We start from the raw sequence: 21393 nt of genomic DNA, 5'->3' as shown, positions 1-21393 counted from the left end.
GGCGTGGTGCGAGCTCCGCCTCGTGGAAACGCTCGGCCTCGAGCCGCTACTCGTCGGCGACGGGATTTCACACGCGAACAGCTCACTCGGGCCCCGGGCGTCGCCCAGATGATGTGACCGCCACCATACTGACATAGATCGTCCAGATTTGAAAGATGCGATCGCACCCCACCCGACAGCCCGCGAACCACCCCCACATCAGCCTCCAGCAAGAGCCACACCCGCCATTGAAGACGATGCTTCCTGCGCCCTGAATGCCGCAGCTCGGTCACTCAACACTCCCCACCCGAACTCGGCAACACACGCATCCATCGCCTCGGCGTCCCGACCGGAGGCCAGGTCGTTCCGGCCGTTCCACACGGCACACAGGGGCATATTCTGACTTTTACAGTGGTCAGAGGATCGCCTCGCAGCGACTGTCCTACTTGTTGCGAGTCTTGATTTGGACAAGATCTGTCAGTATTGTGGCCGTCACATCCTTCCGCCCGTGCCCCACATCACTGAGGCAGATACCCCGACATAGGAATGACAGCGCGGCGTTCGGTCACCGAGAACATTCACCAGGAGAGCTAGTGAGCCCCGAAAGAGCGCAGACCGCCGAGGCGTATCCCGACATGATCGCCGAGATCGCAGCGGAGTCACCGGCCGCGATCTGCCTCGAGGAAGTCGATGGCCCTGTCCGAACCTACGGTGAAGTCCACGCGAACGCTCTGGACTGGCGACAGGCCTTGGACGAACTCGGAGTGGCTGCGGGCGACACGGTCCTGACTTTCGTGGCGTCGTCGGTGGCCTCGGTCGAGTTGTGGTGCGGAATTGCCTACCTCGGCGCGATCGAGGCTTCGGCCAACCCGGCGTACCGGGGCGCACTCCTCGAGCACATCGTCACCGACACCCGGGCTCGGGTCGCCGTGGTCGACGCCCGATACTTTTCGTCGGTCCGAGAAGGGTTGATCCAAGCGCCCAATATCGAGCACGTCCTCGTTATCGGCGGCCGCGACATCGATCTCCACACCGACGGCCCGACTTCGGTAGTCCACGCAGACACCATCCTCGGGTCGACGAGGGAATCCTCGGGGACATGGTCCGGCGACCTGATACCGGGGCACGCTCCCGCTTGCATCCTCTACACCTCGGGCACGACGGGGTTGTCCAAAGGGGTCGTCGTGCCCTTCGCCCAGTTGAAGGAGGCGTCTCTCGGGGTCTTCCCGCCATCCACCCTCAGTCATGAGGACGCTGTCTACCTCCCGTTTCCGCCGTCTCACATCACGTATCGCGCCAACTTGATCACTGCGGCCCGGGTACGTGGGCGAGCTGTGCTTCGCGAGCGGTTCTCCACCGATGCCTTCTGGGCGGACATCGAGAAGTACCGGTGCACCCTCACGCTGCTGCTCGCAGCGATGGCGAATTTCGTCTACCGCCACGACGTCCAGCCCGAGTCGACGCCGCTGCGGCTGGTGCAGATGATTCCGGTGATCCCGGAGGTGGAGGACTTCAAGAAGCGGCACGATGTCCTGGTGACCACACAGTGGGGGATGACCGAGGTCTGCGCGCCGATCGCCGCGGTCGACTGTGACGTCAGCATCCCGCAGAGCTGTGGTCGCTTACGCGACGGGTTCGAGGCCAGGATCGTCGACGAGTTCGATCACGAGGTGCCGGACGGTGAGGTGGGCGAGCTGGTAATGCGTCCGCGGGAACCGTGGCATTTCGCGTCCGGGTACTGGGGAAACGCCGAGGCAACCGTTGCCGCATGGCGCAATCTGTGGTTCCACACCGGAGACGCGTTCCGTCGTGATCAGCAGGGCAACTACTACCTCGTGGATCGTCTCAAGGACTCGTTGCGCCGCCGCGGGGAGAACATCTCCTCGGTCGAGGTCGAAACGGCTGTGCTGCAGCATCCCGACGTGATGGAGTGCGCGGTGGTGGGCGTGGACTCCGAGTGGGGCGAGCAAGAGGTGATGGCCTTCGTCGTTCCGAAACAATCGCAGCGCATCGATGAAGTTGCGTTGGACGAGTTCCTGTCCGGCCGGCTGGCCGAGTTCATGCGACCGCGCTTCATCGAGGTGGTCGACCGACTGCCGAAGACGGCCACCGAGCGGGTCCGCAAGGGCGAGCTTCGTGAGCGTGGTCGAGGGCCCAACACCTGGGCCCGACCCGAACGTGTCAGGCCGACGGCCAAGCCGACGACCGACGGCGGCGCGTCCTGAGCGAACCGGAGAAAACGCTGCTCCGAGCGTGATCGGAGTCGACAACAGCAGGCCTTGCTGAGCTGTCGAGTCACATCGGTTGCACAGGCATACAAACCGAACTTTCAAGGAGCTCACGTGAGCACAGCAGTCATCGTCGATGTCTTACGCACTCCGTCCGCAAAAGGGAAACCCGGCGGCACATTGTCAGTCGTTCACCCGGCCACCCTCCTCGCGGGTCTCCTGCGGACGCTCGTCGGCAAACATGATCTCGATCCCGCACTGGTCGATGACGTCATCACCGGCTGCGTCACGCAATCGGGCGAACAAGCCTTGAACATTGGGCGAACCGCCGTCCTGGCCGCAGGCTTCCCCGTATCCGTACCGGCCACGACGATCGACCGTCAGTGCGGATCCAGTCAACAGGCAGCCGCTTTCGCGGCACAGGGTGTATCCGCGGGCGCGTACGACGTCGTGATCGCCTGCGGCGTCGAATCGATGAGCCGGGCACCGATGTTTTCCAATGCCGGCGGCAAGGACCCCTCGGCCGGGCCGCTCTCCGCCCGATACCCGGACGGACTCGTCGCACAGGGCATCGGCGCCGAACTTGTTGCCGCTCAATGGAAATTCGATCGCGAGCAGCTCGACGAGTACGCGGCTCGATCCCACCGTCTGGCCGTCAAGGTCGGCCTCGGTCAGCAGGCCGACCAGATCATCGGCGTTTCCACCACTGACGCGTCGGGTGCACCGATCGTCATCGACTTCGACGAAACAGTCCGTGCCGGAACCACTCCCGAGTCGCTGTCGACGTTGCGGCCGGTTTTCGAGAGCGACGAGACGACAGCCCGGTTTCCCGACATCAAGTGGTCGATCACGGCGGGCAACTCGTCACCACTCACCGACGGCGCTACGGCCGCACTGATCATGAGCGAAGAGAAGGCATTGGCACTCGGGCTCACCCCGCGAGCCAGGTTCCATAGCTTCGCGGTCGTGGGTAGCGATCCCCTGCTGATGCTGACCGGCCCGCTCGCGGCCACCGAGAAGGTCCTCGACCGCAGCGGAATACCCCTGTCCGACATCGACACCTACGAGGTCAACGAGGCCTTCGCGCCGGTTCCACTGATGTGGCAGAGCCATTTCGACTCCGACCCGGAACGCCTCAACCCCGCTGGCGGCGCGATCGCCCTCGGCCATCCGCTCGGCGCCTCCGGCGGCCGGCTCCTGGGCTCGATGCTGGCCTACCTCGAAGCCACCGGTGGGCGCTACGGGCTGCAAACGATGTGCGAGGGCGGCGGCATGGCCAACGCCACCATTATCGAACGACTCTGAAAGCGAAGCGTCAATCATGAAGCTGGACAATACGATTGCACTCGTCACAGGCGGTGCATCCGGCCTCGGACTTGCCACCACCGAGGTGTTGATCAAAGCCGGCGTCCATGTCGGCGTGCTGGACCTACCGTCATCGCCCGGCGCGGCAATTCAGGAAAAACACAGCGGGGCGATGACTTTCGTGCCTGGCGACGTCACCTCCACCGACGACGTCACTCGCGCACTGGACATCCTGGCCGAGCGTGGCCCCCTCCGCATCGTCGTCAACTGCGCAGGTGTCGGCCCACCCGGAAAGGTCCTCGGTAAGAACGGGCCGCTTCCCCTCGACGACTTCGAGCGCATTGTCAGAATCAATCTGACCGGCACGTTCAACGTCATCAGACTCGCCGCGGAGAGAATCTCGGCGATAGACAGCGTCGAGGGCGAACGGGGTGTAATCGTCAACACCTCCTCGGTGGCGGCCTTCGACGGACAGATCGGCCAGCCCGCGTACTCCGCAGCCAAAGGCGGCATCGTGTCCATGGCGCTCCCCATCGCGCGAGAACTCGCACGGCACCAGATACGGGTCGCGACAATAGCTCCCGGCACCTTCGACACACCGCTGCTGAAAATGCTTCCCGCGGACATCAGGCAATCTCTCGGCGCACAGGTTCCGCATCCTTCTCGGCTTGGAGATCCTGCCGAGTTCGGTGCACTGGTACGTCATATTGTCGAAAACCCAATGCTCAACGGCGAGGTCATTCGGCTGGACGGTGCCATCCGGATGGCACCGCGATAACCGCAACGACTGACGACCGACAGATGCACATGCACTCGGCACGCACCGCACGAATTCGCGGAAGGCCGGTCCGAGAAAGAGAAGTTCGCGTTGACCAAGATAAATTTCGGAAGTCGTGTCGGTGTATGGCGGACCAGCGATACCTGGCCGATCACCGACGTGATTGCGCGAGCCCGCGAGATCGAGCGGCTCGGCTACGCATCGCTCTTCTACGGTGAAGCGGGTTCGAAGGAGGCGTTCACGCTCACCGATTGCTCAGCCGATGAGGCCTACCGGCGCAACAAGATTGGCAGCTGTTCGGCAGCGACGTGCGGTGAAAGCGAAAACCGAGCATTAGCAAAGGGGTTGGAGACGTGGCGGCTGATACCTTTCTGACGCCCGGTCTGTTCGCTTATCGACAACCAGCACGGTCCCGGCCCCGCCCCGGACGGAACGCACGGCTATGCCGCACATCGTGCGCACCGAAACTCGGCTGTGCGCATTCGGATACCCAGGATCACCACACCCACCGGCCATCCGAAGAATCCGATACAAACCAGAATGCAAACCGTGGGGTTTCCGTGGGGCTGGGCACTGTCGGCACACTGGATTCACCGCTTGAACTGGGCGAAGGCAACTCGGTAGGCGCACCCTTCCACACCACGACCCGAGAACACTGACACGGTTCCGGGGTCGTCGCCTGTCCCAGTGTGGCAGCGCCCGGTAGCAACACGTATTTCCTCGCTCAATCTGCATCCACACGTCATGCCCGTAGTAGCCTGCCGGTTCATGGCGCCCGATCAATGGTTCAGACTGTGGATGACTCTGGGGCAGGTCGTCGGAAGCGGACTGGTTACCTTCGGAACCGTATGGCTCGGTGCGTGGTTGGCCCTCAGGAAGACCCGTAATGACAGCAACGCGAACGAATTGGACTTCTGGGTCAACGAACTCAGCGCCGTCCTTCGCCGCGTACTAGACACGGGCGAGTTGGCGGAGACGGACAAGGCCGCAGCGGAGACCGAAGTCAACAAGATCTGGATGGACCTGCTCAAACTTTCGATGGTACGACCCACTCCCAGGGAGTCAGCGTCGGAGGTGCTGGTCCGAACAATGGAGATGGGCTTCATGGCAGGGTCCGGTACGACAAAGTACGTTGGCAAAGACGGCTCGGTGAACATTCCGCCTGAGGTGGAAGCGGCTGGAGTGGACCTTCTCTCCGGGATACCGCTGCTGAACCGGGTACTTACCGACACCATCGAACTCGGCCAGAAATGGCGTCTACACGGCGTGTCGAAGCGGGAGATTCGCCGGGCGTTGCAGACGCGCAGCAGCCAACTCGGTTACACCTTGGAACTGCCGGACCCCGGAACCGGGACCCACTCGAAACACGGCGGCTGGATCTAGCGTTCCCCATTACAGACCGGCCTAGCAACGGATTCCATGCGTTGTCTCGCTACCTGGTCGGGTCTCGGCCTGTGCGCCGTTCGAGCGCGGCGGTGATCCGCGAGCGGGCGGCGTCTCCGTAGACGGCGTTGGCGCGCAGCCCGTCCCATGCCTTCTCGTAGAGCTGGAGTTCGCTCGGCGTGGCAATGCTGAGTTCAGCGCTGATCGTCTCCACGGTCGCGGCCCGGCCGTCCCACAGATCGAACGATGTCGTGGAGTAGACGAACGGTGCGCCGAGCGGGACGATGCCGAAGACCAGCCGCACGTTTCCGAAGGCTGTGCGGAGTAGATACCGCAGCTGTGCGGCCATCACGGCATCGTTTCCGAGCGTCGTCCACAAGGCTGCTTCGTGGACCAGCGCGTATATCTGCAAGGTGTCCTCGTGTAGGACACGCTGGCGGGCCATGCGCGCCGATACCGCCGCGTCGAGATCGTTGTGTGTGCCGACGAACCCGATGCAGGTCCGCAGCACCTCACGGGCGTAGTCCCGCGTCTGGAGTAGTCCGGGGATCAACTCCGTGGTGTACGTGCGCAGCAAGCAGGTTCGGCTCATCAGGTCCACCGACTTGCGCTGTCGGCGCTCGTGCCCGGCGGCGGTGACGCGCTTCCACTCTGCCCACTGAGCTTGGACATTACGCAGCGCTGCGACCAGATCGGGCAGCGCCAACGGGGCTTCACTGACTCGGCACCACACCGCCAGGTCGGATTCGCTCGGCATCTGCTTGCCCAGCTCGATCCGGGATGTCTTGCTCCAGTGCCAACCGGCGGCGGTGCTGAGCTGCCGACCGTCTAGCCCGGCGTCCTTTCGCAACTCCCGGAGCCGTGCCCCGAGAGCCGCCTTCGCCCGTGCGGGTCCGGTCACCTGCCCGTGTACTCCTCGAACGGAGTCGCCGCCGCCCATACCCGATCCCGGATCGCCACCGCCGGGCCGACGATCGCCGGATCGTGGGTCAGCGCCGCGCCGACCCAGAACCCGCGATCATCGAACAGGCTGTAAGCCGCCGCATCGTCATCGACCAGCCAGAAGTCCTCGGCCTCCGAGTCGGACGCCTCGGCGTCATGCCGGGCGAGATACCGGATGCCCTCGCCCGCATCGGCGTTGTGCCGGGCCAGCGCGAGCAGATACCGCGTGTAGGTCGAGTGCGGCTCGGTGACGATCCGGGCACGCTGCACCGCCACGCCCCGGCCGACGATCCCCGATACCGTTGCGGCCCAGGCGGGGAACGACTCGGCGCGCGGGTCGGCGGTCTCGTCGGCCTTCCACCGCGTCAGCGCGGCGGTTTCGTTCTCGGCCGAGTAGTCGTCGCGGGTTTCGAGATGGAACAGGCGGTGCCGCGCGGAGTCGAACACCGGCCCGAACGCATCACCACCGAGCAACAGACGCATCCGGGCGCACCTCCTGACCGACCGACACCAACACAGCCGTCTCGTGGGCCGGAATCCGCATGATCTCCAGCGCTTCCGCATCGGTCACGGGCTCACCCGACAGCAGGAACGAACCGTGCCCGGTATCGCGCAGCCCCGAAATGCAAGTGCCCGGCTCGGTGAACCACAGCAACTTGTGGGGGATTTCGACGGTGCCGGGGTCGTCGGTCTTCCAGCCCTGCACCGCGTAGCGCAGTGGCTCGGTCTCGGTGACGTACACACGGGGTGACCCGTGTTCGCCGGATTCGCCGCCGATCAGTCGAACTCGCATGGTTTTGTCCTCTCGTGGTGTCCGGGCTGAGTGCACCTCGTATTGCGATTCTCACTGCTTGGAGATGGATGCGCCAACGTTTCGCGCACTCACACGCACTTTTGTGTCGGCGGCGAACTTCACACGCTTAGCGTGCTTTTCATGCCCCGCCTCCGGGTGTTCTCACCCCGGCGGCGGGTGCAAGCCAACCGGACGACGGAAGGAGGCGGGAGTGGATCTACCCGCGCGACGCAACGACGAAGACGCCCGGAAGCTGGCGCTCGCCCCGGAGGGCGGCGTGCGCTACCTCCAGCACGACGACGGGTCATGGGCTCTGGTCGGTGACGACGGGTGGCCGGTCGATCTCGAAGAACTCCGCGAACTCCACGCCGATGCCACGGCGGCAATCGCAGCCGTGACGTACGCGCCGATCGACACAGACCTTCTGGCCGATGTCCGTCGCGGCCTCCTGTCCATGTCGCCGGTGATCGACATAGCGCCAATCTCGATGCAGGACAACGAGATTTGATGAGCGGCGGCATATGGATAACGCTCGGGTGGGTGCTGGTCTTCGCGCTGCCCCTGGCGGTGCTCGTCGCGGCGATCCTGTGGCCCGAGCGCATCCCGAAGGACTGCACGGTGGAGACCATCCGGCGGCGGGTGGAGGCGGAGAGCAACCCGCCGACCGCGCCATGACGGTTCGGGTTGGTGCTAGCGGTGGTGTGCCGCTGGCCGTGCTGATCGGCGTGGTCTGCTGGCCAGAGCGCATTCCGAAAGACCGGAGCGTGGCAGCGATTCGGAAACGCATCGAGGACGAGGACAGCAATCCGCCGACCGCGCCATGACAGGGCGAACCGGGTGCGTCCCGGCGACGTGTCCCCCTCTCGACTGCATGGGCTACCGTCCAGCTATGTACACCTTATGGCACAAACCCGTGTGCCGCGAAGGTCTGGGGCTGACCGCAGACCTTCGCGGCGGCATTCTAGGTGGCGGGGATCACCGGCAGGATCAGCCGGGAGGGCCGCGCGGGGTCGTGGAAGATCTTCTGGCGGGCGATACGGTGCTCGATGGCCACGGTCGGATCCTCTCCGGTGTTGAGGTTGCGGTCCCAGCGCGGGAAGTTGCTGGAGGTGACCTGGACCCGGAGCCGATGCCCGGCCTTGATCACGATGCTGGTCGACCACAGGTCGATCTCGTGCTCGTCGATGCGTCCGGGCTCGGTGGTGACGCGGGTGATGCCGTCGACGATGTTGAACGAGATTCCTCGTTCGTCGACCTCGCACAGCCGCACGACCCAGTCCGTGGAGGGCCCGTCGGTGGCGGCGAACAGGGTCGCGGTGACCCGGCCGGTGATCTCGAGGTCCTCGGGGAGCGGATCGCTGGTGAACACCAGCACATCCGCACGGGACTCCACTGCCTGCTGGTCGAGGGCGCCGGGGAGGAAGCCACTCGCCATGATGAGCGCGCCGCCCGTGGTCGGCACAGGGTCGGCGGGATCATAGACGTAGGACGAAGGCGCCTCGTTCTCTGCCGGGGTGGAAGTCGACAGATGACCGCCGGGATGGAGGAAGAACTCGGTGTCGCGGGCGCGTTCGAGGGGCCATTGCGGCTCGTGTCGCCACTGATTCACGCCCATGACGAAGATGTCCACGCCCGGGTCCGGTTCGGCGTCGACCGGTTCGCTGGCCAGGAACTGGTCGAACCAGTCCAGCTGAATACCGGTCATGGTCCCGTCACAGCTCGGCGGCGCCACCGAGGCCAGCCCGTAGTTCACCACGCCGACCTGCTCTGGCCTGGGGCTGAGGAAACTCAGATGCTCCCATGGCCCGACGATCAGTCGAGTCGTGTGGCCCTGTTCGCGTGCGGCGAGGTAATTGTCGATCGAGCCCTGCGAGAACACGTCGTACCAGCCCGCGACGTTCAAGGACGGGACAGTGACCTCCCCGTGCCGGCCCGCGACCCGGGCCTCGGCCGTCGAGGCGGGATCACGCAAGCCACGCTGCACACCGATATCCGGCAGGTTCGTGCGCACCAATGCCGGCGACGCGCCGGAGGGCAATTCCCAATATGTCACCTCGGCAAGCCCGTCGAAGTCGCGAATCGTGGTACCCAGCTTGGCGAACAGCTCCTCGGTATCCGCCGCCACCTTCGGATACTGGCTCGCCGAGACCATCAGCGACCACCACAGATTCAATCCGTGTTCGATCGCTCCGCCACGGAAGAAGATTCCGTCGGCGGGCTCGCACCAGGTGATCTGCGGCGCGATGGCGCGTAGGTGCGGCGCCCCCGCGATGGCCGCGGCCCATTGGGTATTGCCGGAGTAGCTTGCACCGAACATTCCCACATTGCCGTTGCTACCGGGCAGCGCAGCGGCCCACTCGATGGTGTCGTAACCGTCTTGCTGCTCATAGGCCCACGGCAGCCACTCGCCGTCGGATGTGAACCTTCCTCGCGTGTCCTGTTGCACCACGATGTAACCGCGCCGAACAGCTTTGAGCGTGTCGAGCTGGGCGGTCCCGAGCGGCGAAGCCTTGTCGTAGGGGGTGCGCTGCACGAGAACCGGCCACGGCCCCGCACCGACGGGCCGGTAGACGTCGGCCCGCAGAATCACCCCGTCACGCATGGGTACGGACACGTCGAACTCGATAGCCACTTGACTCATTGGATCCTCACTGATCACTCGGACAACTCCATCACGACAGCCCGAAAGAAAACTTAACTGGGTACCAGCGTATTCGATATAGTACCCATCGTGACCAGACACACAACCCTTACGCAACTCATCATGAGTAGCGGGGGTGGTCATTGCGCCGTGAGCCTACGAGTGCGAGGGTTCGGCTACCGGTCCGCATGAGGGTCATCGCGCGTTTCGGGTGACATGGCCTCCTCCGTCGGGTTCTCCGGCGGAGGGCTCGTTGCGAACTTCAGAAGGTGCGCTCGGCTACCTTCACCCGTTCGCTCGCCTCCAACGCGGCGCGCAGTTTGTCGGCCGACAGCGACGCGGCCGGAGCTTCGAGCATGCGCTCGACCGGCACGCTGGGGTCGGCAAGGTAAATCCGGGTGTATGCACCGGCCTCAGGCTCGAAACGCCAAGTCTCACCGGGTGTTCCGGCGTCGACGGTATCGAATCCGAGCCGGTCGATCAGCTCTGCCGCCCGAGTCTTCGCCCCTTGGTCCGCACCCGCGATGGGCAGAGCGCTGCGGTCCGGCGCCCCGGCTGGGCGGGCGAGCTGCGGGATATGGTGGGCCAGGATGTTGTTGAATGCCTTGACCAGCAGGGCGCCCGGCAAGAGCTGCTGGGCCAATTCAGCCGTGGTCATCTTTTCGGCATCGAGTTCGCCGATCCGACCGTCGCGGTGAGGATAGTAGTTGCCGGTATCCAGCACGGTCCGGCCCCGCAGTAGCTGAGCAGGCAGAGAACTGTACCCGGACAGCGGGATGCTGAGCAGGATTGTCTCCCCGGCGCTGGCAGCCTGCTCCACGGTGCCTGCCGTTGCTCGCGACCCCAGTTTCTCGACGAGATCGGCCAGGCTCTGCGGCCCACGCGAGTTGGCGATCACGACATCGATGTCCGCCGCTACCGCCAACCGCGCGACCGCGGACCCAATGTTTCCGCTTCCGATAATTCCCAGTGTCGGCATCGCAGTTCCTCTTCCTTGTTGCGGGTCGCCCAGAGCCATACGCCGTGGGCGGATAGGCCACCGGGCAGATGCTAAGACGTGACATCAGTGTCAGGGGCAAGTCGTTGACGCGTGAGGTGCGTCAAGGCAGACGAACTCGTCGACCGCCTGACGACCAGTCGCGATGACTGATCGGAGGTCAGAATCCGACACCGACATCCGCTCGTCGGCTACTCGAGAATGGCGATAGGACCAGCGAGTTGCCGGTCGAGTTGCAGGTCTGGCGGGCAGTGCGTGAGGTGGACGGCCCGCCCGGCGCCGGAAACGCCGGACGGGGGCCGGTCAGGCTGGGCCGGCCTCGGCCGCGGCGGATACCTCGGCCCACTCCTGCCAGCCCTTGAGCCGGTCGGCGTAGATCTGCGGGACGACCTGGAGAGGAAAGGTGCCGAAGAAGATCCGGGACGGTGGGGCGTCGGCGTCGACGACCTTCAGCAGCGCGGGGCCGACGCCCGCCGGGTCGGGATTCGGGAGGGTGGCGAAGCTGGCGTTGACCGTCTCCCGGAAGCTGTCGTAGGCGGACAACGGTGCGGAATAGGCGGAGGACGTGTTGAACTCGGTGCCGAAGGGGCCGGGCTCGACGACAGTGACCTTGATGCCGAAGGCCGCCACTTCCTGGGCCAGGGAGTCCGAGAGTCCCTCGACGGCTGCCTTGGTGGCGGTGTAGCCGCCCGTTGTGGGGAAGGCGGCGAGGCCGAGCAGGCTGGACACGTTGATGATGTGGCCGCTGCCCTGAGCGCGGAGGTAGGGCAGTGCCGCCTGGATGACCCACAGGGTGCCGAACATATTCGTCTCGAACTGGGCGCGGACGTCGTCTTCGGTCAGCTCTTCGACCATGCCGAACAGGCCGTAGCCGGCGTTGTTGACGACGACGTCCAGGCGTCCGAAGTGCTCGTGGGCACGCTGGACGGACTCCGTCACGGCGGTTTTGTCCGTGACGTCCAGGGGCAGCGGCAGGATCGCATCGCCATGGGCGGCGACCAGGTCGGCCAATGCGTCGGTGTTGCGGGCGGTCGCCGCGACCTTGTCGCCGCGCGATAGCGCGGCCTCGGTGAACCGGCGGCCCAGGCCGCGCGAGGAACCGGTGATGAACCAGATCTTGCTCATGGGAAGCACTCCTCAAAAGGGATACGAAGGCAACATAAGAGACCATATACCAATATGGGATGGAGTACCACATAGGGCCTGTGTACTACACTCATTGCATGGCCGAAACATCCAGGACCATGTCCTCCACGCTGCGGGAGCGGACACGAGCCGCGATGCGCGATGAGGTCAGCGAGGTCGCGTTCCGACTGTTCTCCGAGCAGGGCTTCGACAACACGACGGTCGAACAGATCGCCGCCGAGGCGGGCTTGTCGCGCACCACCTTCTTCCGGTACTTCGGCACCAAGGAGGAGCTCGTCCTCGGCAGGATGGGTGGGTTCGGCCATAAGATGGCCGCCGCGCTCGCCGCCCGGCCCGCCGACGAGCGGTCGTGGGAAGCATTGCGCCGCTCGTTCGACGTGATCACCGAGTCGAATACCGACGAGCCTCAGCCATTTCTGAACGTGATGCAATTGCTCGACAACGCCTGCGCCCTGATGACCCGTCAGTGGGAGAAGACGCAGGGCTGGCATAGCCTGCTGGTGCCGGAGATCTCCCGCCGGCTCAGCGGTGACCCGGAATCCAGGAACGACCTTCGCGCCAACGCGCTCGTGGCGTCGGCGATTTCCTGCCTCGACGCCGCCACCGACGCCTGGCGGGCCGAAGGCGGAACCACTCCGTTGTCCGAACTCCTCGACCAAGCCATGGGCGTACTGGTCGAGCCGACAGCATAGCCAAAGGGCGAGGCCCCCTTGACCGACCGCATGCCGCGCGTTGTCGCTTAATCCAGGGGCGGCTGTGGGCTGTTCCGCGGAATCGCCAAGACCACACCCGCGACGGCCTGGCCGCCGCACGCTCCCAGATCTGGAATTCGACAGGCAGTCGTGCAGGCCGCGTTCCAAGCTGGTGCTCGAGCCGATCTTCGAGGCGGATTCCCAGCCTTTTCCTGCGGTTTCAGTCCGAGACGGCGGGCTCAGGACGCGATCCCCGAGATCCGTTACCGGGGATCCCCAGGCACCGGGGGTGTACGCACCGGGTCATCTGGGCAAGTTGACCTAGATCGTGCCGTTCGAAATGGTCGACACCGCACTGGAATCGGCGTGGGCGGTGCAGGCGCAGGTGCGGGATCTGCCCTCGCGGGTGGTGGTGTATCTGCTGCTGGCCGGGGCGTTGTTCGCGGAGATCGGCTACACGCAGGTATGGGCACGGATGACCGCGGGCCTGCGAGGTATCGCGGTGGACCGCCCGGGTTCCTCGGCCCTGGCCCAGGCTGCGTGTGATCGAGCGGCTGCCCGACGAGACGTGGCTCGCGGTGAAAGGCCCCTGGTCGTGCGGGTGATCGACGCCGACATCGAGGTCGCACCGCACGGCGGGCCGCGCCGCACCGAACGCTATCGCCCCCAGGCCGAGTTTTGCTCGAGCCAGTGGGCGACGTCTGCGCCGCCAGCGGGTTTGCGGGCGGGGTCGACGGCGTCTTCGATGTCGAGCACGATCTGGTCGGCGCCGGCGGGTTAGGCGCGGTAGAAGGCGCCAGGGTCGGCGGCGTCGACCAGCAGCCAGGAGCGGGCGATGGCGGCGTCGCCTCGCCGTGAGGTGTGCCGGGCGGTCATCGGTCCAGCTGATCGATGGGGTGGGCGGGTTCGCGGCCGGCGAGGACGTCTACGACGGCTTGTGCGGCCGACATCCCGGCTCGGATCCGGGCTTCGGCGGTCTGCCCAGCAAGGTGCGAGGTGATGATCACGTTGTCGAGTTCGCGCAGGGAGCTATGGGCGGGGAGGGGTTCGCGGTCGAGGACGTCGAGAGCCGCGGCGGCGATTTCGCCGGTGGTCAGGGCGTGGATGAGGGCTTGCTCGTCGATGAGGCTGCCGCGCGCGGTGTTGACCAGCACGGCTGTCGGTTTCATCGCTTTCAGCCTTCCGATGTCGATGAGATGGTGGGTGGTCTCGTCGGCGCGGCAGTGCAGGCTCAGGTAGTCCGCGGTGGCGCAGACGGTGTCGAGGCCGAGGAATTCGATGTGCGGTTCGTTCGGGTCGGGGTGGGCGGTGGTGACCGCCACCGTCATGCCGAAGGCGTGGGCGAGGCGCGCCACGGCGCGTCCGCTAGGGCCGTAGCCGATGATGCCGAGGCGGGCGCCGCGTAGTTCGCGTCCGGCCTGGCGGGGCCAGTCTCCGGCGCGGACACCGGCGAGCACCATCGGAAGTTGCCGGGCGGTCATCAGGATCAGGGCCATGGTCATTTCGGCGACGGCGTGATGATTGACGCCGGGGGTGTTGCAGACGCGGATGCCGTGGCGGGCCGCGGCGGTGAGATCGACCGATTCGTAGCCCACGCCGCTGCGGGCGATGACCTTCAAACGTAATGCGGCCTCGAGCATTTCGGCGGTGACCGGCTCGCTGGCAATGATGGCGGCGTCGACACCCTCGAACAGAGCCAGGGCTTCGTCGCGGCTTCGGGCGCCCGTGGCGGGTGAGTAGATGATCGTATGTCCGTGGCTGGTCAGCAGCTGGTCGACCTCGTCGCCCGGTGCGAGGTAGTCGGTGGTCACCAATACCTTTGACATGCGGTTCCTTTCGAGCGGGGATGGGGTCGGGGGTGCTCCTGGGGCCGGCCGGGAGCCGGCACTCCCGCCCCTAGGAGCAGCGCGTGGTGGGGATCAGTCCGCCGGCCGGGGGTGTTTGCCGGCGAGAACGGCTTGTGCCTTGTCGGTGTCGAAGTCGTTTTCCCACTTGCCGATCACGATCGCGGCCATGGCGTTGCCGAGGACGTTGATGAACACTCGGCCTTCGTTGAGGATGCGGTCGATCCCGACGATCAGTGCCAGCGCGGCCAGGGGGATGTGCCCGACCGCGGTGACGGTGCTGGCCAGGACGATGAAGGCGCCTCCGGCGATGCCTGCTGTGCCTTTGCTGGTCAGCATCATCACCCCGACCATGACCAGCTGCTGTTGCCAGGTCAGGTCGATGCCGACTGCTTGGGCCAGGAACAGTGAGGCCATGGTCAGGTAGACCGCTGAGCCGTCGAGGTTGAACGAGAACCCGGATGGGATCACGATGCCGACGACGGGTTTGCCGACACCGAGCTCTTCGAGCTTGCGGACCAGCGCCGGCAGCACCGCCTCGCTCGAGCACGTGCTGAGCGCGACCAGGAGTTCTGCCTTGAGGTAGCGCATCACCGCGAACAGCCCCAGCCCGCATACCCGGGCGATCGCGCCCAGGATCACGACGACGTAGACGATGCAGGTGCCGGTGAACAGCAGGATCAGATATCCCAGCTGCTGCAGGCTTTCCGCGCCATATTTCGCCACCACCATGGCCAAGGCGCCGAAGGTGCCGAACGGTGCCAGGCGCATGACCCAGCCCACGATCTTGAACACCACCGTCGACAACGCGGCGATGCCCTCGGTGATCGGGGCGGCTCGCTCACCGGAGACATTGAGCGCGCAGCCGAACACGATCGAGACCAGCAGCGCGGCCAGGATCTCGTTGCCGGTGATGGCGCCGAACAGTGAGCTGGGGATGATGCGGTCGATGAACTCGACCACCCCGCCGGCGTGCTGGTTTCCACCGGGGATCGACTTCGCGTCAAGTTCGGAGAGGTTGATCTTCATGCCCGCGCCGGGCTTGAAGATGTTGGCCACGACCAGCCCGATCAGCATCGACAGCAGTGACAGGACCATGAAGTAGCCCAATGCCTTGGCCCCGATCCGGCCGGCTTTACGCAGGCTGTCCATCGAGGCGATGCTGGTGGTGACAACACAGAACACGACCGGGATCACGATCATCTTCACGATGGCGATAAACCAGTCGTTGAGCGGGCTGAGCGCCGCGCCGGCGTGCGGCCACAGTACGCCGACCGCGATGCCCAGGACCGCTCCTAGCAGGACCTGGAACCAAAGCTCGGTCATCAGCCGGGCCAGCCGGGAACGGCGCCCCCGGGTGGGATCCGATGATGTGGTGGTGGTCATCGTGTGCTCCTTTGCACATCGGAGCGGGTAGCGGCCCCTCATCGGCCTCGACCCGCGCGGGCCGGGATCAGTGATGCAGTGCCCGGAGCACCTCGTAGAAGGCGGATTTGGCTTCGAAGCCGATCCCGGGGATCTCGGTCAGCCCGACCCGGCTGTTCTCCACCACGGCGCCGTCGGCAAAGCCGCCGGTGGGCTGGAATTCACCGGGGTAGGACTCGTTGCCGCCGAGCTCGAGCGCCGCGGCGATGTGCAGGGAGAACTGGTGCCCGCCGTGCGGGATGCACTGACGCGAGGACCATCCGTGCTGGGTGAGCATCTGCTGCACGCGCAGGTATTCGGTGAGCCCGTAGCTCAGGGCGGGGTCGACCTGGATGATGTCGCGGTCCGGGCGCATGCCGCCGTAGCGGATCAGGTTGCGGGCGTCCTGCAGCGAGAAGAGGTTCTCGCCGGTGGCGATGCGGCCGGAGTAGTGCTCTGACAGCACGGCGTTGAGCTGGTAGTCCAGCGGGTCGCCCACCTCCTCGTACCAGAACAGGCCGTAGGGCTCGATCGCCTTGCCGTATTCCAGAGCGGTCGGCAGATCGAAGCGGCCGTTGACGTCCACGGCCAGCCGCGAGCCGTCGCCGTCGAGGACTTCTAGCACCGCCTCGATGCGCCGCAGGTCCTCGGCCAGGTTCGCGCCGCCGATCTTCATCTTGACCACGGTGTAGCCGAGGTCGAGGAACCCGCGCATCTCGTCCTGCAGGTCGCGCAGCGTCTTACCGGGCGCGTAGTAGCCGCCGGCGGCGTAGACGAAGACCGAGTCGTCGGGCTGTCCGTCGCCGTATTTTTCCGAGAGATATCGGTACAGCGGCTTGTCGGCGATCTTGGCCGCCAAGTCGAACAGCGCCATGTCCATCACGCCCACCGCCACCGACCGCTCACCGTGACCACCGGGCTTCTCGTTGGTCATCATCAGATCCCACGCCCTGGCAGGATCCAGCTCCCCGGCCTCGTCCAGCAGGGCCTCGGGATCTGCGTCGAGCAACCGCGGGATCATCCGGCGACGCAGGATCTCCCCGGCGCTGTAGCGGCCGTTGGAGTTGAAGCCGTACCCGATGACCGGCTCGCCATCACGCATGACATCGCTGACGATCGCCACGATCGAACAGTCCATGCTGCTGAAGTCGATCCAGGCGTTGCGGATCGAGGAGCTGATCGGGACGACGCCCTCGTGCACAGAAATGATCTTCATCTGGTTCTCCTGTAGACAGCCGGTGGACAGACGGGCCCACGGCATTCGGGGAAGCGCTGGGACCACCCAGACATTACTTATAAGATGTAAGTCTTATAAGATGCAAGACCGATGCTAGACTGTGGGTGGCGCCGAACACAAGCACTCGTTGTGACGGTGGCCACAGAACCGGATCGGATGAAGGAGAGCGCATGACGCCGACGGGCGTGACGAACGTCTTTTCCAGCAAGGGAGACGTGGCCTACGCCGAGATCCGGCGACTGATCCTCAGCGGCGAACTGCCCGCCGGATCACGGCTGCCCCAATACGAGCTGGCCGACCGGCTCAGCATGAGCATCACGCCACTGCGGGAGGCGATCCGCCGCCTCAGCAGCGAAGGGCTGGTGGCCGTGGAGTCCCACCGAGACGTGCGGGTGGCGCCGATGAGCGCAGAGGAAGCCCAGCAGCTGTTCGAGGTCCGCTTGTCACTGGACCCGACTGCGGCCGAACTGGCCGCGAAAAGGCGCACCGATCAGGACATCTTCCTAATGTGCGAGGCGCTGAAACGACTGGTACCGGTGACCCGGCAGTGGGGCGAGGAGGGCCTGCTGGCACACCGCGACTTCCACCGCGCCCTTTACATCGCCTCCCACAACGACGTGCTGATCCGCCTGCTCGACGATGTGTGGGACAAGTCCGACCGCTACCGCCGCATGGGCCTGGAACTGCCGCCCGGCGACGAGCCCCGCACCCGGGACCTGAACGAACACCACCAGCTGTTCGACCTCGTAGTCGCCGGCGACGGCCCCGCCGCCGCCGACCTCATGCGCCGCCACATCACCGAAAGCTTGACCGCCGCCGCCATCCGCGAACTCGAAGAACGCGAACAGAACTCCGCACGCGAACCCGCGTAGGAACCGAAACCGCACCCAGCACAACCCGGTCCGCCACCGGGCACCGGGCAACCGCTGCCCGGTGGCTCGTTCTCGCCTGCACGAAGGAGTGTTTCCCATGGGCTCCACCCACCGCATCGCCGTCATCCCCGGCGACGGCATCGGCCCAGAAGTCGTCCCTGAAGGGCTGCGCGTGCTCGAAGCCGCCGCCAAGGCCTTCGACTTCACCCTCGACTACGAGCAGTTCGACTACGCCTGTGCCGACTACTACACCCGCACCGGCGCCATGCTGCCCGAGGGCTGGTTCGATCAGCTCAACCGGTTCGACGCCATCTTCTTCGGCGCTGTCGGCTGGCCCGAGGTCGTGCCCGACCACATCTCGTTGTGGGGCAGCTTGCTGCAGTTCCGCCGCCACTTCGACCAGTACGTCAGCTTGCGCCCGGTCAAGCTGCTACCGGGAATCGCCAGCCCACTGGCCGGGCGCGTCCCCGGCGACGTCGACTTCTACGTCGTGCGGGAGAACACCGAGGGCGAGTACTCCAGCATCGGCGGCAAGATCTTCGAAGGCACCGACCGCGAAACAGTCGTCCAGGAAACTGTCATGACCCGAGTCGGGGTCGACCGGATCCTCGACTACGCTTTCACCCTGGCCCAATCGCGCCCGCGCAAGCACCTGACATCGGCCACCAAGAGCAACGGCATCTCCATCACCATGCCCTACTGGGACGAACGCGTCGCCGAGGTTGCCCAGCGGTATCCCGACGTGGCGGTGGACAAGTACCACATCGACATCCTCACCGCGAATTTCGTGCTGCACCCCGACTGGTTCGACGTCGTGGTCGCCAGCAACCTGTTCGGCGACATCCTTTCCGACCTGGGCCCGGCGTGCACCGGCACTATCGGCGTCGCCCCCAGCGGCAATATCAACCCCGAACGCAGCTACCCCAGCCTGTTCGAACCTGTACACGGCTCAGCGCCCGACATCGCCGGCAAGGGTATCGCCAACCCGATCGGTCAAATCTGGTGCGCCGCAATGATGCTCGACCACCTCGGCGAACCCGACGCCGCCGCCGCCATCATGACCGCCATCGAAGACGTCCTGGCCTCCGGCACCGAGCGCCTGACCCCTGACATGGGCGGCAACGCCACCACACGATCCCTCGGCAAGGCCATCACCATCCGACTACAAAATGCCGCCGCGATCACGCACCACTGAGCCTGCAGTGGCTCGCAGACATTCAGCAGGTCTTCTAAATCCGAGCTGAGCCGACGCCCTTCCCGCAAAACCATTGCGGGAAAGCACCCTTTGTGTGCGGGATTACCGGCAGCATGATGCGCGAGGGTCGCTGGCGATCGTGATAGATCGTTTGTGGGCGGTTCGCATGGTGGCGGCGTTCTGTGTGGTGGCGCTGGTGTTTCCTCCGCCGAGTCAGAGCACACGCACACACCGAGTTGCCGGATCAGTCGATAGTGCAGCCGGCGACCGGTTTGTCGGCGAGCCGATCGAGCAGGTACGTGATCGCGTTATCGGGTCCGAATCCGTCGATGATCTCGGGTCCGAAATGGTTGGGGATTGTCGCGCCGGAGAAGATCGGCGGCAGATCGTTGGTGCGGAAGGTGACCGCCGCCCCCTTCGCGCACCATTCCTCGGCCAGCCGACGAGCCTGCCCGTACGGCACCGTGTCGTCATTGAGGCCGCTGGTGATCAGAACCGGCGTCCTCGGGGTCAGGCTGCCGACATGCATGTCGGCCAACGCGGGCGCCGCTTCCGGAATCGCGTCGAGATGCTCTGTGAGCGAACGGCCATCGATAGTCAGCGTGCTCGTTTTCAGGAAGGGCTGACCGGTGATGACATCCCCGATGCATTCGGTGCTCAGCGTCTCGAGCATGGCGCGTCCAGCGGGGCTGGTCACTCGGTCGACCGCTTTGTGCAGGTCGGGATAGCGAGCGAGCAGTCCGTTGATCGCGAAGCCGATGGCGCCACCGATAAGTGCGCCGTCGATGCGCTGCAGGATCGCGGCCAGGTCGGCGACCGGCCCACCGGCCCAGGTGCCCTTGAGGTTCAACTCCGGCGCATAGTCCGGTTGCATCTCCGCCGCCCCCGCTGTCGCGCCCCCGCCCTGGGAGTAACCCCAAAACACCACGGGGGTTTCCGGTCCGACACCGCCCAGGTGCTGCGCCGCGCGGGCGCCGTCGAGGATGGCGTGGGCGCCTTCGATCCGGTTGGCGAACGTGTGCATACCCGGTGTCCCGAGTCCGATGTAGTCGGTCACCAGGACACGGGCGCCGAGAGAACTCCACACCGCGGCCGACGGCGCTTCCTGATTCGCCGACAGCGACACCGACGGATCGGCGGTAATGGTCACGCCGGTCGAGAACGCCACCGACATCGCGCAGTGATCGGCCTGACCGGCGGTCCCGGGACCGATAACCACGGTCGGGCGCGGACCCGAGCCCCGCCACGGGTTGGTCGGCTCCACATAGGTGCCGGTCACCGCGGCCGGGGAACCATCCTGGTATCGCGTGGTGTACATGACGCGCTCGGCCCGAACCGGCCACCCGGTAACACTGGGAGGGGCCGCGAACACGGCCATCGGCTCGGTCTTGATCACCGCGCCGGGCTCCGACGAGAACTGCTCGGGTGGAGCGTAGAACGCGCTCACCGGCGCCGCCGCCGCCTGCGGCGCGCTCGTTTCCGCCCCTGCCACCACAGTCCCGCAGACCACCGCCGCCACCAGCGCCATCCGTCCGGTGAATATCGGCAATCCCGGCGCGGGACGCCGCCAACCCTGCTGCTGCATCAATAACCCTCTTCAACTCCCACCCTGGCGCCATCGCCAGAGTGCCCTAGGCCGCATAACACTCGACGGAATGAGACCCGCCACAGCTGCGCGCTACGGGACAGTAACATAGTTACCGGACACTCCACTCCACTCCACTGCGCGCATGTGTGGCTTGGGGATCGGTAGGGGCGTGCAGGATCAAGGCGTCGCCTTGACCTCCTCCCCCACACAGCGCGGCGGCACCGGTGCCGCCACCGCGCCGGGCTAGTTCGAGCGCGAGGTGCAGGGTGATCCGGGCCCCCGGCATGCCGATGACGCCTTTCGGGCCGGCTTTGCCGAACGGCATGCGTAGACCGTCTACGAAGACGACACTGCGTTGTGCTGTGGTTG

General features: G+C 65.5%; 20 protein-coding genes and 1 pseudogene. 10 read left to right on the top strand and 11 right to left on the bottom strand.

Going from position 1 to position 21393, the window contains the following annotated elements:
* Positions 1–572: 572 nt before the first annotated feature.
* The 4 genes from OIE68_RS01500 to OIE68_RS01485 all read left to right on the top strand — a co-directional run bounded on the left by OIE68_RS01500 (position 573) and on the right by OIE68_RS01485 (position 5673).
* Complete coding sequence (locus OIE68_RS01500; protein ID WP_327097581.1) at positions 573–2204, top strand: AMP-binding protein; 1632 nt, start codon at positions 573–575, stop codon at positions 2202–2204.
* Positions 2205–2321: 117 nt separating this feature from the next.
* Positions 2322–3512: a thiolase family protein gene (locus OIE68_RS01495; RefSeq protein WP_327097580.1), complete on the top strand. Its 1191-nt coding sequence runs from the start codon at positions 2322–2324 to the stop codon at positions 3510–3512.
* A 16-nt stretch (positions 3513–3528) separates the two neighbouring features.
* Positions 3529–4290 carry an SDR family NAD(P)-dependent oxidoreductase gene (locus tag OIE68_RS01490; RefSeq protein WP_327101549.1) on the top strand — a complete coding sequence of 254 codons (762 nt, stop codon included), beginning with the start codon at positions 3529–3531 and terminating at the stop codon, positions 4288–4290.
* Between the two features lie 768 nt (positions 4291–5058).
* On the top strand, positions 5059–5673 hold the full coding sequence (locus OIE68_RS01485; RefSeq protein WP_327097579.1) for a hypothetical protein: 615 nt from the start codon (positions 5059–5061) through the stop codon (positions 5671–5673).
* Between the two features lie 49 nt (positions 5674–5722).
* Here the strand turns inward: OIE68_RS01485 and OIE68_RS01480 are convergent, their stop codons facing one another.
* Genes OIE68_RS01480 through OIE68_RS01470 form a run of 3 tightly spaced genes read right to left on the bottom strand, consistent with a single transcriptional unit; the run spans position 5723 to position 7408 of the window.
* On the bottom strand, positions 5723–6574 hold the full coding sequence (locus OIE68_RS01480; protein ID WP_327097578.1) for a helix-turn-helix transcriptional regulator: 852 nt from the start codon (positions 6572–6574) through the stop codon (positions 5723–5725).
* Entirely contained in the window at positions 6571–7098 is a 528-nt protein-coding gene (locus tag OIE68_RS01475; RefSeq protein ID WP_327097577.1) for a DUF6879 family protein, read from the bottom strand. The genes OIE68_RS01480 and OIE68_RS01475 overlap by 4 nt, the downstream gene beginning before the upstream one ends.
* Positions 7076–7408, bottom strand: a complete 333-nt coding sequence (locus OIE68_RS01470) for a hypothetical protein (protein ID WP_327097576.1) — start codon at positions 7406–7408, stop codon at positions 7076–7078. The genes OIE68_RS01475 and OIE68_RS01470 overlap by 23 nt, the downstream gene beginning before the upstream one ends.
* A gap of 211 nt (positions 7409–7619) precedes the next feature.
* Here OIE68_RS01470 and OIE68_RS01465 point away from each other — a divergent pair, with 211 nt between their 5' ends.
* Together OIE68_RS01465 and OIE68_RS01460 are read left to right on the top strand one after the other, a co-directional pair.
* Complete coding sequence (locus OIE68_RS01465) at positions 7620–7916, top strand: hypothetical protein (RefSeq protein ID WP_327097575.1); 297 nt, start codon at positions 7620–7622, stop codon at positions 7914–7916.
* Positions 7916–8083 carry a hypothetical protein gene (locus OIE68_RS01460; protein ID WP_327097574.1) on the top strand — a complete coding sequence of 56 codons (168 nt, stop codon included), beginning with the start codon at positions 7916–7918 and terminating at the stop codon, positions 8081–8083. The genes OIE68_RS01465 and OIE68_RS01460 overlap by 1 nt, the downstream gene beginning before the upstream one ends.
* Before the next feature lie 286 nt (positions 8084–8369).
* On the opposite strand, the gene OIE68_RS01455 is transcribed toward OIE68_RS01460, so the two are convergent.
* The 3 genes from OIE68_RS01455 to OIE68_RS01445 form a co-directional block, all read right to left on the bottom strand.
* On the bottom strand, positions 8370–10193 hold the full coding sequence (locus tag OIE68_RS01455) for a CocE/NonD family hydrolase (protein WP_327097573.1): 1824 nt from the start codon (positions 10191–10193) through the stop codon (positions 8370–8372).
* Positions 10194–10311: 118 nt separating this feature from the next.
* Positions 10312–11067: an NADPH-dependent F420 reductase gene (locus OIE68_RS01450; protein ID WP_327097572.1), complete on the bottom strand. Its 756-nt coding sequence runs from the start codon at positions 11065–11067 to the stop codon at positions 10312–10314.
* A gap of 282 nt (positions 11068–11349) precedes the next feature.
* Positions 11350–12171, bottom strand: a complete 822-nt coding sequence (locus OIE68_RS01445; RefSeq protein WP_327097571.1) for an SDR family NAD(P)-dependent oxidoreductase — start codon at positions 12169–12171, stop codon at positions 11350–11352.
* Between the two features lie 98 nt (positions 12172–12269).
* On the opposite strand from OIE68_RS01445, the gene OIE68_RS01440 reads away from it, so the two are divergent.
* The gene (locus OIE68_RS01440) at positions 12270–12884 is read left to right on the top strand and encodes a TetR family transcriptional regulator (RefSeq protein WP_327097570.1); all 615 of its coding nucleotides are present in this window, start codon (positions 12270–12272) and stop codon (positions 12882–12884) included.
* A gap of 328 nt (positions 12885–13212) precedes the next feature.
* Entirely contained in the window at positions 13213–13665 is a 453-nt protein-coding gene (locus OIE68_RS01435; RefSeq protein WP_327097569.1) for a transposase domain-containing protein, read from the top strand.
* A gap of 91 nt (positions 13666–13756) precedes the next feature.
* On the opposite strand, the gene OIE68_RS01430 is transcribed toward OIE68_RS01435, so the two are convergent.
* The 3 genes from OIE68_RS01430 to OIE68_RS01420 all read right to left on the bottom strand — a co-directional run bounded on the left by OIE68_RS01430 (position 13757) and on the right by OIE68_RS01420 (position 17348).
* The gene (locus OIE68_RS01430) at positions 13757–14710 is read right to left on the bottom strand and encodes a phosphoglycerate dehydrogenase (RefSeq protein ID WP_327097568.1); all 954 of its coding nucleotides are present in this window, start codon (positions 14708–14710) and stop codon (positions 13757–13759) included.
* A 93-nt stretch (positions 14711–14803) separates the two neighbouring features.
* Positions 14804–16114 (bottom strand): cation:dicarboxylate symporter family transporter, encoded by a 1311-nt coding sequence (locus tag OIE68_RS01425; RefSeq protein ID WP_327097567.1) that lies wholly within the window; start codon positions 16112–16114, stop codon positions 14804–14806.
* A 67-nt stretch (positions 16115–16181) separates the two neighbouring features.
* Entirely contained in the window at positions 16182–17348 is a 1167-nt protein-coding gene (locus tag OIE68_RS01420) for a mandelate racemase/muconate lactonizing enzyme family protein (protein WP_419150662.1), read from the bottom strand.
* A 191-nt stretch (positions 17349–17539) separates the two neighbouring features.
* On the opposite strand from OIE68_RS01420, the gene OIE68_RS01415 reads away from it, so the two are divergent.
* Together OIE68_RS01415 and OIE68_RS01410 are read left to right on the top strand one after the other, a co-directional pair.
* The gene (locus OIE68_RS01415) at positions 17540–18241 is read left to right on the top strand and encodes a GntR family transcriptional regulator (RefSeq protein WP_327097565.1); all 702 of its coding nucleotides are present in this window, start codon (positions 17540–17542) and stop codon (positions 18239–18241) included.
* 97 nt (positions 18242–18338) lie between these two features.
* Positions 18339–19436, top strand: a complete 1098-nt coding sequence (locus OIE68_RS01410) for a tartrate dehydrogenase (RefSeq protein ID WP_327097564.1) — start codon at positions 18339–18341, stop codon at positions 19434–19436.
* Between the two features lie 244 nt (positions 19437–19680).
* On the opposite strand, the gene OIE68_RS01405 is transcribed toward OIE68_RS01410, so the two are convergent.
* On the bottom strand, positions 19681–21021 hold the full coding sequence (locus OIE68_RS01405; RefSeq protein ID WP_327097563.1) for a lipase family protein: 1341 nt from the start codon (positions 21019–21021) through the stop codon (positions 19681–19683).
* A gap of 112 nt (positions 21022–21133) precedes the next feature.
* Positions 21134–21316: pseudogene (locus tag OIE68_RS01400) on the bottom strand (hypothetical protein); the annotation flags it as partial.
* Positions 21317–21393 lie beyond the last annotated feature (77 nt).

The organism is Nocardia vinacea, assembly GCF_035920345.1.
GTDB lineage: Bacteria > Actinomycetota > Actinomycetes > Mycobacteriales > Mycobacteriaceae > Nocardia > Nocardia vinacea_A.
The sequence above is the reverse complement of the archived record's forward strand: the minus strand, read 5'-3'. Positions and strand labels throughout refer to the sequence as shown.

Bases quoted from the DNA above. Each gene is read 5' to 3' on its own strand.
- OIE68_RS01470 (WP_327097576.1), bottom strand. From the start codon at position 7,408: ATGCGAGTTCGACTGATCGGCGGCGAATCCGGCGAACACGGGTCACCC.
- OIE68_RS01490 (WP_327101549.1), top strand. From the start codon at position 3,529: ATGAAGCTGGACAATACGATTGCACTCGTCACAGGCGGTGCATCCGGC.
- OIE68_RS01445 (WP_327097571.1), bottom strand. From the start codon at position 12,171: ATGAGCAAGATCTGGTTCATCACCGGTTCCTCGCGCGGCCTGGGCCGC.
- OIE68_RS01460 (WP_327097574.1), top strand. From the start codon at position 7,916: ATGAGCGGCGGCATATGGATAACGCTCGGGTGGGTGCTGGTCTTCGCG.
- OIE68_RS01455 (WP_327097573.1), bottom strand. From the start codon at position 10,193: ATGACCACCCCCGCTACTCATGATGAGTTGCGTAAGGGTTGTGTGTCT.
- OIE68_RS01485 (WP_327097579.1), top strand. From the start codon at position 5,059: ATGGCGCCCGATCAATGGTTCAGACTGTGGATGACTCTGGGGCAGGTC.
- OIE68_RS01420 (WP_419150662.1), bottom strand. From the start codon at position 17,348: ATGAAGATCATTTCTGTGCACGAGGGCGTCGTCCCGATCAGCTCCTCG.
- OIE68_RS01410 (WP_327097564.1), top strand. From the start codon at position 18,339: ATGGGCTCCACCCACCGCATCGCCGTCATCCCCGGCGACGGCATCGGC.
- OIE68_RS01425 (WP_327097567.1), bottom strand. From the start codon at position 16,114: ATGACCACCACCACATCATCGGATCCCACCCGGGGGCGCCGTTCCCGG.
- OIE68_RS01450 (WP_327097572.1), bottom strand. From the start codon at position 11,067: ATGGCTCTGGGCGACCCGCAACAAGGAAGAGGAACTGCGATGCCGACA.
- OIE68_RS01440 (WP_327097570.1), top strand. From the start codon at position 12,270: ATGGCCGAAACATCCAGGACCATGTCCTCCACGCTGCGGGAGCGGACA.
- OIE68_RS01475 (WP_327097577.1), bottom strand. From the start codon at position 7,098: ATGCGTCTGTTGCTCGGTGGTGATGCGTTCGGGCCGGTGTTCGACTCC.
- OIE68_RS01405 (WP_327097563.1), bottom strand. From the start codon at position 21,021: ATGCAGCAGCAGGGTTGGCGGCGTCCCGCGCCGGGATTGCCGATATTC.
- OIE68_RS01415 (WP_327097565.1), top strand. From the start codon at position 17,540: ATGACGCCGACGGGCGTGACGAACGTCTTTTCCAGCAAGGGAGACGTG.
- OIE68_RS01430 (WP_327097568.1), bottom strand. From the start codon at position 14,710: ATGTCAAAGGTATTGGTGACCACCGACTACCTCGCACCGGGCGACGAG.